The following is an 11927-nucleotide window of genomic DNA, read 5'->3' on the forward strand; positions in this document are numbered from 1 at the left end:
GATAAGCTGTAAGCGCAGCCTGAGCTGCCTCTTTCGCAGTATTTGGGCTAGTTTCTGTATAGGTCGCAATGTAGTTGAAAGTTGTACGTGGCAAAAACTTTAAACGTTGACCGTTGCGATACATGTTGATTCCTTCATAAGTGAAGGATCCCATCACATCCCAATATGCCATAGACTCTTCAAAAGTGGTATCCTGAGCAATATCTAGGAAATCCATTGCATGATAAGCACCAGCAAAACCATTTCCCAAACCATCACCATAGGCTGTCAAAAGAGAAATACGATGACCGTAGTTAACGCTACCTGAACCGCTATACACATTCTCATAGTCTGCAAAGTAACTGTTCAGCAAATGATAAGCCATTTGTTCATCTGACAAGATAGCTGTCGTTGATCCAGAAGTGTTGGTGTAGCCAAATCGAGCAGCATTCTCTGAGTTCCGAATGCTCTTATCCATCAAGGTATCATGGCTCAATTTGTTATTCTTCAACATTTCTTCTGCCCGTGCTTGAGCGTAACGAAGAGCCTCCTGAGATACTTCTGGCACTGGGATGGTAATACCATTCAGACGACGCAATTCCTTCAACATGGTGACCATATAGCGTGAGATAGCTTCAGTATTTGGAGTATAGGTAAAACGACCTGTCGAACGATACTCTCTTAACTGTTCTGCACTGATTTCAATCGTGCGAGTACGAGTGCCGTCATAGAGGACTGCCTCATGTTGGCTATCTTTAGTCGCTTCCACTTTGGCACTGCCATCAATCGAGTCAATAGTAACAGACTTGGTACTAGTGATATAGTTCTCACCAGTGGCTTGGACTGACTTAGTGAGTTCTGCCAGTTTAGCTTGAGTTGAAACAACCGTAGAATCATACAGACTTTGAGCAGTTGTAACTGCTGTTTCCGCTTGACTGACAGCCGTCTGATTAGCGATAAGTTCCTGTTGTTTACTTGCTAAATCAGTGGCAGCTGTTTTACTTGCAGATTCAGCTCTACGATAGTTATCTTGAGCTTGTTGGCTAATAGATTTAGCCATCTCCAAAGATTTTTCTGTTTCTGCCACCTTACTACTTGCCTGCATCGCTGTAGCTTCTGCTTTTGTCAACTCAGTAGCAATTTCTGGATTCTGCGCCGTAGCTTCAGCTACAGCTGTCTGAGCAGCTGCAACTGTTTTTTGAGCAGTTTCTTTTTCAACTTCCGTCTGAGCAATAGCTTCTTGAGTATTTGAAATCACTGAAGATGCATCGCCTTGAGCCTTGGTAGCTTGTGAAAGAGCTGACTGGACTTGTTGCACCTCTTGATCAGCTTTTTCATAAACGGCTTGAGCTTGTGAAACTTCACTCTCAGCCGCAACGTAGTCTGCCTTAGCTTCTTCATGAGTTTTAGCTTGTGGGGCAGCTGTGGTAGCTTGATTTTCTGCTGGCACTTCTACGTTCTCAACAGTATCAGCCGCAACTCCTTGCATACCAAAGAGTGTACCTGCTGCCAAAGTAACAGCTGAAGTTGCCAAAACTTTATTGATTTGTTTCTTTTCCATTTTGCGTTTCCTTTTCTTTTTTCTACTTCAAGTATAGCATATTTTGGTTATTTTCTGATATTTTATCCAAAATAATCTGATATAAATCATCTTGTCATGATTTTGTACGGTTATAGCCCTTTCCAGTTAACTGTAAGATCGAGCCATTGCCACGTTTAATTCGTCTTGCGACCAAGACATCATCTCGTTTGATTGTGCGGATGTCCTTGTAAATACGTGGATACTCTGCCACTGTCATGACTTTCTGGAGTTGACCAGCGATATAACCTTTACGCTCAATCAAGCCATACTTATCCGTCAAAAGAACTTCTTCACCACTTTCAAGACGAGCCGTAGCACCGCCTTGAAAACCTAATCGTCTGAGGTCTGTTAATGTGACCTCGTTGCTTGATTTTATTTGATTCATATTCTCCTCCTTGTGTGAATCAAAGGCTGAATAACAGCCATGCCGAAGTATGCCTTAACATACCTACTGTACTTTTTACGCACGGTTTTAAGTCTGGAAACCGCAAACTCCTTCAGCTTAGGCTTTGCCTGCTTTTACGTTGGGGAACAGCACTAGATATCCTTTTCTAGCCTACACACCGCCCTTGTTCTTCTTTTTATGCTTAGTTCCGCTAATCAGGACAGTGGGTGTATTCAATTGTCAATGTACTCTAGCAGTTTAACGACGTACTGAGGTCGAGCCATTACTGGCTTTACACAACTATCACGAAAAGTTCTATTGATGTTTTGAAAGGAGATATGAAAAACGTGATAGCTGTAAAAAACCAGTAATCGCTAAAAATAAAACTAGAGCTGTTCAAACATATCAAGTAAAGTAATATACAGCTAACAAAAATAGCACAAAGGCAGTTAATAGTAGTATCAATAAAGCACAAAATACAAAGCTCAAAATTAGTTTAGCCATTTTAAACACCATATTTCATGTTAGCTTGTTGATGTGCTAAAATTTTCGCCTCCATCTTTCGCTCAGAAATTAAATTCTCAACAGAACGGATTAGATAAGCATAAGGACTCTGACAATCTTGAGGAATCCGCTCGATACAATGCAAGACTTCTGAACTAGTCGCCCAGCCCGTCTCCAAATATCCCCCAATCTGCATCTTCTGTCTATGTGTTAGGTGATAGGCATTGTCCCACGGTAGATGGTCAAAATAGCTATCTGCAATTTCCTGCAAAAGAGAATACACCTCGGGTTTGATAAATTTCTTCTCACTATTTTCCTGAGAAAGAGTATCATCAGCTCCAGCAGGATGATCCAATTCGTCAGAAGTTGGAGCAGGCTTTCTAGAACTATTATCTAGTATTATCTCAGTATTAGTATTCTCAGTATTGGTTCCGTTCAGAATCTGAACCCCGTGTATATCAGATTTTGGACGTTCATTTTTTGAACTCCCATTTTTACTTGATTTAATAGGATTTGTTGGGCGTTCATTTTCTGAACTTCCATTTTCTCCCTCAGAGGATGCTGAGACATTTTTTTCAAAGATAACATTACCAGCATAATCCAAAGTCATCACATGAGTATAGATAATCTCCTCCTTATTTCGACCTTTCACAATCACTTCAGGGATATAATGCTCATACTCCTGCAGGCTAGCATCCACATTTTGAAGGTACAACCTGTTAGGGCGATTAGCCCCTTGGTTTACTTCTCTAAGTAAGCCTGCCTCTTTTAATTCCCTCTTAATCTTATGAACTGTCGTTTTTCCTCTATCTAACAAATCCATTAAATCCTCAATAGTGAAAATTAAGAAAACTGATCCATTTTGATCAACATAGTCCATCTTACCTTCTGAGTAAGATTTAATACTTAATAAGCAACGATCGTATAAAGCACCGTAAGCTAATTTAGCATCGTTTGAAAGTTTCTTAGCATAGCGGCTCGTTAGCTTAATCTTCTTTTGAAGTTTCCCATCCACATACTGTTTTTCAATGCGAGACATGAAAATCTGAGGTATCTGGTAGAAAGTCTGAGTTGCTAATTGATTTACCGTAATATCAGCCATGTTGGATTCCTTTCACCACCATTGTTCCATTTATTGAGAAAGCTAATAAACCTGATTTCTCTAACTCTTTTAAAGCGTTCATGGCACGCTTTCTGCTCAGTCCTGTAGTATTCATAACAGCTTCAATGGCTGCATTTCTTGAGTATGTCTGCATTATATTTGTAGTCATATTACTTTTCCTTTATTCTTTTTCAATCGTAATGGTAAACCCTGCTCGTTCAAATTTAAAGGCAAAATTGATTTTCCCATGATCTATTTATAGAATTTCCTTTCTTGTCCTTTTCAAATGCAATCAAGAAACTCAGGAGCAAATTCCATCGTCTTCCACATAGCTTCATCATAGGTCAGCTGGTAAATCCTTCCCCACGGTCCCCATCGTCCTTTACCTTCAATTCTGTAAGGATAGGTACCAACAAGATTTTTTGGAAGCAAGGTATGCTTAATTCCTTTCTCTTTAACAGTCCAAAGAATCTTATCAATAGAAGTCATTGAACCGATTTTACTATTCTCTAGTTTGTCAGCTACCTCTGTAATATCCTCGGCTTCATTCTGAATAAGATATTCTTCAACAGTCAAGGCATCAATATTGATTACAACTTCATTCATCGATGTTTAGTGTCCTTTCGTATGTTTTGAAAAACAAAAATGAGAAACCGAATTCTCGATTTCTCATATATTTTAGTTTTATTCAATTTCTCAAAACTCTAGACACTTACTAAGTTTTTGCCATACTGCTCTTAGGGATACAGATATTCTTTTATTTTCCTAATTCTTGTGTCCGTTTATAAGCAATATCCACTGCCTCAATAACACAACCACGAAAAGCTCCACTTTCTAGACTAGCTATTCCTGCAATAGTTGACCCTCCTGGACTGCAAACTTGATCTTTTAGTAAGCCGGGATGATGATTGGTTTTGAGAACCATTTGACCTGCTCCTGAAACTGTTTGAGCAGCCATTTTTAAAGCGATATCACGAGGCAGTCCATTTTTAACACCGGCATCCGCTAAGGCTTCAATAAATAGATAAACAAAAGCAGGACCACAACCAGCAACTCCTGTAGCCACATCCATCAACTCTTCGTTTAAGCGAATTAATTCACCAGAATTCCCTAAAAACTGTTGCAATCGTTCTTCATCTCCTTGATTACAATTTTCTGAAAGAGTGTATGAAACAACTCCATCCCCTATTGACACTGGCGTATTAGGCATAAGTCGGATAAAACGGTGATGGTTTGGTACAAAAGTTTGTAATTTTGCTAGAGTCAATCCAGCTGCCATAGAAAAAAAGAGGATTGAATCACGTTTTTGTAACACAGATGCATATTCCGCTAGTAATGGCTGATATTGAGCCGGCTTTACTCCCAAGAAAATATAATCGCATGTTTCAAAAATCTCCCTGTTATCCGTTGCTTGTCCTCCATAATCAGAGATAAATTGTTCTAGCTTTTGAGGACTACGATTTGCAAGTAATAGATTTTTCGCATCAACGACTTCAATCACAATCTTGGCTAGACTCGCCCCCATGTTTCCTATACCAATAAATCCAACCTTCATCACTCTCTTATCTGTCCTGTTCCTTCTATGATATACTTGTAGCTAGTCAATTCTTTTAATCCCATCGGTCCTCTAGCATGTAGTTTTTGTGTTGAAATTCCCATTTCACATCCCAATCCAAACTGACCTCCGTCTGTGAAACGAGTAGAAGCGTTGACATAGACGGCAGCAGAATCCACTTGATGTTTAAAATACGTTGCAGCATTCACATTTTCTGTAACAATAGCCTCGGAATGGTGAGTACTATGAGATTCAATGTGTTCCACTGCTTCTTCTATACTTGAAACGATTTTTACTGCCAATACATAATCTAAAAATTCTGTATGGAAGTCCTCTTCTACTGCTCTTTCTCCTAAAAGATACTTATTCGCTAGAGAGTCTAAACGAAAGCAAACCGGCTCTAGACCATCTTTTTTTCTACGACTAACTAAGCGCTCTTCAAGTTGTGGCAAAAACAATGGGGCTATTTCTTTATGTACTAATAAAACCTCCATTGAGTTGCAAACTGAAGGACGACTCGTTTTAGCATTTTCAACAATTTTCAAGGCCTTCTCTACATCAGCATCCTGATCCACGTAAACATGAACAATTCCAGTACCAGTCTCAATAACAGGAACTATAGCATTTTCAACCACTGCTTGTATCAGTCCTGCACCACCACGTGGTATCAATAGATCCAATTTTCCCTTAGCCTTCATCATTTCAAAACTTGATTCACGACTTGTATCCTCGATCAGCTGGATAATATCAGAATTAAGACCAGACTGTCTCAACCCCACTTTTAAAGCAGAAACAATTGCTGATGCTGTATGGTAAGCATCCTTACCACTACGCAAAACAACCGCATTGCCACTTTTTAGGGCTAATGCAGCCGCATCTGAGGTGACATTAGGACGACTTTCATAAATGATGCCAATCACCCCCATTGCGACTCGTTTTTTTGTAATGACAAGACCATTATCAAGTTCATTGGTTTCTAAAATCTCACCAACTGGATCAGATAATGCAGCAACTTCTCTAATTCCTCTTGCCATAGCCTCTATTCGTTCTTTATCTAGATAGAGACGATCTAGCATAACTTCAGAAATCTTCCCTTTTGCTATAAGTAAGTCTTGTTTGTTAGCATCTAAAATACGATCAGTTGACGCAACCAATTGGTCAGCCATTGCAGATAAAGCAGCATTTTTTACTTCCGGACTAGCAGTATTAATGATTTTCCTTGCAGCTTTAGCTGCCTCTAATTGCTCTTGTGTTCTTACCATGTCTTCTCCTTTAAAACTCTGTTAGTAGTAACTGAATTTCCGGCGTTATGGAAATCCAATCATCACGATGAATCAAGACACCTTTTGCTTTCTTAGACTGAAGAAAATCTTTAATCGCAGAAGTACCAAATTGTACGCGACCTTTGCCAATGGATTGACCAGTTTCATTATTATAAACAGTGACTATATCCTGATATGAAAATTGACCTTCCACCTCTATAACCCCTGACAGAAGTAGACTTTTTCCATTCTTTGTTAAAGCTTCTGCAGCACCAGTATCCACCCATATGGAACCTTGACTTTTTGCATGAAAAGCCAACCACTGTTTTTGTGTACGAAGCCCTTTTCTTTGAGCAACAAAGAAAGAACCATCTGATTGTTTTTCGGTCGCCTCTATCATGCAATCCGCTTTAAGGGATGAACAGATATAAACAGGTACCCCTGACTCAGTTGCAATGGTTGCTGCCTTAATCTTAGTCAACATGCCTCCTGTCCCATTAGCAGAGCCCGCACCACCGGCCATATTAATAATTTCTTGATTGATTTGTTCAATTTTAGTCAGACGTTCGGCAGATGGATCACTAGTTGGATTACCAGTATAGAGCCCATCCACGTCAGTTAACAAAACTAATAAATCAGCCTGTACCATAGCTGCGACTTGAGCACTCAAGGTATCATTATCGCCTATTTTTAACTCTTCAATAGAAACTGTATCATTTTCATTGATAATAGGAATTGCCCCTCTATTTAGAAGAACAGTTAATGATTGATGGGCATTTTTATAGCGTCGCATATCTGCAAAATCATCTTGAGTCAACAGTATTTGTGCTGAAACGATTTGGCGCAACATCAGATTCGTTGTGTACTCTTCCAAAAGCAAGCCTTGTCCAACAGCTGCCGAAGCTTGTTTATCTGCAATTTTAGTAGGACGCTTTTTAAAACCTAATGAACCAAAACCCGCCGCAATCGCTCCAGACGAAACCAAGATAACTTCATATCCTTTTTCGTGTAGCATAGCAAGTTGATTCGTAATGGCTTTCACCTTGCTAGATGATAGTTTCCCATCTCGATTCGTTAATGAAGAAGTCCCTACTTTAAATACAATTCGTTTATACTTCATAGTTTATCCTTTTCGTGTATTGTAATATTATATCATGAAAAATAAATAATTTCTGTTCTTAGATGCTCTATCTAAACGAAGATGGTTTAAAAATAAAAAGGAATAAGAATGAACTTCAAACAATTATGAAGTCTATTTTACCCTAAAAAAGAGTCCGTTCATTTCGAATGCTCGAAAATAAAAAAACCTTAGTCCAAAGACTAGGGTTTTAGGGGCATCTTCATGTGGTAAGTAGGTTCACACAACTTACCAAGGTCCGCTCCTGCGTTATGACCTCCCGTGCTTCAAAATGCAATAAACTGCAAATCGACTCATCGCATATATTTATTTTACAAGAAAATATAAATTTGTCAAGTCTTTACTCCAATAATTCCCGATCATAGATAGTATAGTCACAACGATAAATCACTAATCTCTTGCCATCTATCAATAATTCGGAAGTTTTTGGAGCATCAGAACCAAAAAGCGATACTTTATCACCAGCATATGTAGCAAGTGGGGTACCATTTTGAGAACGGATTAGTATAATTTTCTTTTTACCAGTAAAATCGTTCTTTAGATCAGACACCATGCGATTCACAATCGGAACGTCTTGAGCAGCTGATGCAATATCGACAGTCGTTTGATATTTTGCAAATAAATCCATTAACCCATCTTCTGATGCTATCAAAGAAGAACCAACATGGTCAATCTCATAACCCCCAAGAGTGACCTTTAAGACCGAACTATCTGCTTTTGAATTTCCTTCGCTATCAATAGAATCAAATTCTTCATTTCTTGAAATTGACAATGATTTTCCAGACATTTGATCAATGAGTTGAGCGTTTTCATCAAAGGTTCTCACCGTCATTTTTAAGCCAACCCATTCTTCTTTCGCATTTTTAAACAAATTTTCGATTGTTTGACAAGCTGATAAACTAATTAAACTCAGTAGCAATACTACTAAAACAACCCATTTTTTCTTCATCATACACCTTCTGTTCTTCTAAAAAACTCTTCTTTTGTATCCAATGTTTTTTGCGTCTAAACCTCTGATTAAACTTGTAACCTATTTTAGGAAAGTGACTTACTTGAACATATCCTCTTTTTTGTAAAAGCGCATACTAATATTATTTATCTAGATGGATAATTCTGCTGACCAAGCATATGCGTCGCGTTCGTTGCATGATGATGCATAGGCATAACTTAAAACTTTTCCCTCCTCCTCCACTAGTAGATAGGGATATTGGGTTACAATTTTTTCTATAGGATGGCTGACCTCCTTGACTATCGGAATCACATATTCAAAAGTAATAGCCGTATTTTTTACATAAGGAGCATTACCTATACCAATCTAGCTACATCTGCTCTACCAACTAGGCTAATTTGCACAAACTCTCCTATCCTCTAGTTCTTTTCACTTCTTGTAAACATTAGATATGGCTGTCTATTCCAATTTTTAACTCTCATTCATTTACTAGATTCTTAACAGAAGAAAAGGGTTAAAAATAAAACTATTTTCTAGAAAATTTGAAAAAAGGGAATGAGACAACTAGAATTTTGAAAAATCTATTCATTGTCCCACTCCTATTCCAGATGATTAAGTACTCTTATGAGTTTGAAAAGCGGTTGGAAACACAAAAACCTTGCTTTGCAAATCTCACCTACCACCTCAACGCAGTCTTAGAGCAACCAAATACTACATCACCCATACTGATCAAAGTCTGTCCATCGTACGTCTCAATTTCTGGTATTCATTACCAACATTTGCTAGTGCTTTCATTTACCTACTCATCCTCAGTTAAATCAATCACAATTTCATTTTCCTCAATAATTTCTCCATCAGCTTTCTGTAGCTCTTGTGAGTGTTTTTTTACACTTGCAGCTACATCCTTACTAGATAATTTTTGTTCTTGAAGTTTGTCTTTTAGGTTAGTATAGCTTTCTTGAGCTGTATGAACAGCAGATTCAAAAATAGTTTGCACAGTAATCTCACCATTTTCAACCCGTTCTTTTACATTAGCAATACCTTGGTTAGCTTGTTCTGAAAAATCTTTTGCTGATTTGACAACCTGTTCACGCACTTGTTGTGGATTTTCAGTGATTTCTTGAACTAAATCACTTACACCTGTTACAACTTCCTTACCTTTTTTAGAAGTCAGAAATGCAGCTGTTGCTACACCAGTAATCGTTCCTAGAAGAATTGATGATACTTTCCCCATAATATCCTACTTTCTATTTTTTTAAAATTTTACTAATCAAACCAAATGCTGAAAGCATCGAACTAGCTTTCACTGTATTTTTCCCTGCACTTGCAGCCTTTTTACTAAGAACTCTCGCTTCTGTATTCAAATCAGAAACAGATTCAGATAAATCAGCAATAGCTACAAAAAGAGGATCAATGGTCGCAACCTTGTGTGTGACATCGTCGGTCAAAACATTTACCTTAGCTAAAAGTTCATTCGTCTGATAAAGGGTCACATTAACATCACTCGTCAAAGTTTTAATACTTGTTTCAGCTTCATCTACAACTCTTGAAATTTTACTAATCAGTAAAATACAATAAACAATAAAAGCAACTAAGGCTAAACCAACCAAACCAAACGCAATCTCAACAAACATAATTTTCTCCTTTAATTTTCTCTGTAATAAGGTGTTTTAGTACTTCTTCTCTGATGTAGAATGAGTGCAATTCCAGCAAGGATTAAAATAGCTGATAACCACTGTGAAATCCGTAGCCCAGCAAACATAAGGCTATCAGTTCTCATTCCTTCGATGACCATCCGTCCAAAACCATACCAGATTAAATAAAAAGCAGTAATCTCTCCACGTTTAAGAAAGTGACTTTTACGACGTAAGACTAGCAGCAAAGAAAAACCCAACAAATTCCATAAGGATTCATAAAGAAAAGTCGGCTGGCGATAACTTCCATCGATATACATCTGATTTCGAATAAAAGATGGTAAATAATCGAGGTTTTCTACTGTGGCTCCATATGCTTCTTGGTTAACAAAATTTCCCCAGCGACCAATACTTTGGGCAATCATCACACTCGGTGCTGCTATATCAAGAAAATCAAGTGTATTGATAAATCTTCTTTGACTAAAAAGATAGAGAACCACTGCTCCAGCGATTAAGCCCCCATATATGGCAATACCACCATTCCAAATTGCAAAAATATCCAAGGGGTTGTTTCTATAATTTTTCCATTCAAAAGCAACATAGTATAAACGAGCCCCTATAATAGAAATTGGGAATGCAATCAAGATAAAATCTAAAATATCATCAGCCTTAATCCCTTTTCTAGGAGCTTCTCTCATAGAGAGATAGACAGCTAAAATCAATCCTCCAACGATACAAATCGCGTACCACCGGATACTAAAAGGACCTATCTGAAAAGCAACTGGATTAATCATGCTTGTCCTCCATTTTTCTCGATTAATTGGGTTAATCGATTTTCAAAAGTCTTTGTTGCATCAAATCCCATCTCTTTAGCACGATAGTTCATAGCGGCTGCTTCAATAACCACAGAAATATTTCGACCAGTTTTTACAGGAATGCGGATACGTGGAATAGTAACATCATCTATCATGAACTCCTCCGCAGCGTTCCCCAGACGGTCAAATTGCTTTCCTGTATCATAGTTTTCTAAGTAGACATTCAGCTGGACTGGAGAAGAATCTTTAACAGCACTTGCACCATAAAGACTCATAATATCAATAATTCCAACACCACGAATTTCCAAAAGATGACGCAAAATCTCAGCTGGTTCTCCCCATAAGGTCATCTCATCTCGTGCGTAAATATCCACTCGATCATCAGCTACCAGACGATGACCACGCTTTACTAACTCAAGTGCCGTCTCACTCTTACCAATACCACTATCTCCTTGTATGAGAACCCCCATACCATAGATATCCATCAGAACACCATGCACACTAGTTCTTTCAGCAAGGCGAGAATCCAAATAACTCGACAGCTCCCCCGAAAGTCGACTGGTTGCCACTCTGCTACTAAGTATGGCAATTTGATTTTTTTTGGCCGCTTCAAACATTTCAGTTGGGATCTCCAAATCACGCGCGACAATGACTGCTGGTGTTTGTGGTTGAAACATTTTTAATAAGACCTGATAACGATTGTGAGAGCTCATTTTACTCAAATAAGACCATTCTTTCATCCCCATTAGTTGGATCCGTTCTGGAGAGTAATAATCAAAATAACCGGTCATCTCTAGCCCAGGTCTAGAAATATCAGAAGTAGTGACTTCTTTTTCTAAAAGCTCGTCTTCTCCAAATTCAACCGTGAGTCGTACCTTTTCTACTAGATCTTTTACTGTTACTGGCATCACTGTCCTCCTAAATTTTCTTCTTCCATTATAGCAAATTTTTGTCCTATAGGAGAGCTTCAAGCATGATTTCTTATCGGAAATGGTGAATTTTGTTTTTTAAAATGATAAATT

13 protein-coding genes and 1 pseudogene are annotated in these 11927 nt (G+C 38.2%); all 14 read right to left on the reverse strand.

Features of this window, described 5'->3' with window-relative positions; genetic code table 11:
• The coding region (locus STRDD10_RS02095; protein ID WP_067192706.1) for a coiled-coil domain-containing protein at positions 1-1540 on the reverse strand (1540 nt) is incomplete at its 3' end.
• 94 nt (positions 1541-1634) lie between these two features.
• Complete coding sequence (locus STRDD10_RS02100; protein ID WP_067192707.1) at positions 1635-1946, reverse strand: hypothetical protein; 312 nt, start codon at positions 1944-1946, stop codon at positions 1635-1637.
• A gap of 505 nt (positions 1947-2451) precedes the next feature.
• Entirely contained in the window at positions 2452-3552 is a 1101-nt protein-coding gene (locus tag STRDD10_RS02105; RefSeq protein WP_067192709.1) for a replication initiator protein A, read from the reverse strand.
• On the reverse strand, positions 3545-3721 hold the full coding sequence (locus STRDD10_RS10740; RefSeq protein ID WP_156468561.1) for a hypothetical protein: 177 nt from the start codon (positions 3719-3721) through the stop codon (positions 3545-3547). The genes STRDD10_RS02105 and STRDD10_RS10740 overlap by 8 nt, the downstream gene beginning before the upstream one ends.
• Positions 3722-3834: 113 nt before the next feature.
• On the reverse strand, positions 3835-4158 hold the full coding sequence (locus tag STRDD10_RS02110) for a hypothetical protein (RefSeq protein ID WP_067192711.1): 324 nt from the start codon (positions 4156-4158) through the stop codon (positions 3835-3837).
• Between the two features lie 151 nt (positions 4159-4309).
• Entirely contained in the window at positions 4310-5107 is a 798-nt protein-coding gene (proC, locus tag STRDD10_RS02115; RefSeq protein ID WP_067192713.1) for a pyrroline-5-carboxylate reductase, read from the reverse strand.
• The gene (locus tag STRDD10_RS02120) at positions 5107-6369 is read right to left on the reverse strand and encodes a glutamate-5-semialdehyde dehydrogenase (RefSeq protein ID WP_067192715.1); all 1263 of its coding nucleotides are present in this window, start codon (positions 6367-6369) and stop codon (positions 5107-5109) included. Before STRDD10_RS02120 ends, proC begins: the two co-directional genes overlap by 1 nt.
• Positions 6370-6379: 10 nt before the next feature.
• On the reverse strand, positions 6380-7489 hold the full coding sequence (gene proB / locus STRDD10_RS02125) for a glutamate 5-kinase (protein ID WP_067192716.1): 1110 nt from the start codon (positions 7487-7489) through the stop codon (positions 6380-6382).
• 358 nt (positions 7490-7847) lie between these two features.
• A complete protein-coding gene (locus STRDD10_RS02130; RefSeq protein ID WP_156468562.1) occupies positions 7848-8459 on the reverse strand; it encodes a DUF5052 family protein in 612 nt (203 codons plus the stop codon).
• Positions 8407-8822 (reverse strand): annotated as a pseudogene (locus STRDD10_RS11850) (GNAT family N-acetyltransferase). The gene STRDD10_RS02130 and the pseudogene STRDD10_RS11850 overlap by 53 nt, the downstream one beginning before the upstream one ends.
• 433 nt (positions 8823-9255) lie before the next feature.
• The gene (locus STRDD10_RS02135) at positions 9256-9690 is read right to left on the reverse strand and encodes a YtxH domain-containing protein (protein ID WP_067192720.1); all 435 of its coding nucleotides are present in this window, start codon (positions 9688-9690) and stop codon (positions 9256-9258) included.
• Between the two features lie 13 nt (positions 9691-9703).
• Positions 9704-10090 (reverse strand): DUF948 domain-containing protein, encoded by a 387-nt coding sequence (locus STRDD10_RS02140; protein WP_067192722.1) that lies wholly within the window; start codon positions 10088-10090, stop codon positions 9704-9706.
• Between the two features lie 11 nt (positions 10091-10101).
• Entirely contained in the window at positions 10102-10884 is a 783-nt protein-coding gene (lgt, locus tag STRDD10_RS02145) for a prolipoprotein diacylglyceryl transferase (protein WP_067192723.1), read from the reverse strand.
• Positions 10881-11813 carry an HPr(Ser) kinase/phosphatase gene (gene hprK, locus STRDD10_RS02150; RefSeq protein WP_067192725.1) on the reverse strand — a complete coding sequence of 311 codons (933 nt, stop codon included), beginning with the start codon at positions 11811-11813 and terminating at the stop codon, positions 10881-10883. The genes lgt and hprK overlap by 4 nt, the downstream gene beginning before the upstream one ends.
• Positions 11814-11927 lie beyond the last annotated feature (114 nt).

Source organism: Streptococcus sp. DD10 (assembly GCF_001578805.1).
Taxonomy (GTDB): Bacteria; Bacillota; Bacilli; order Lactobacillales; family Streptococcaceae; genus Streptococcus.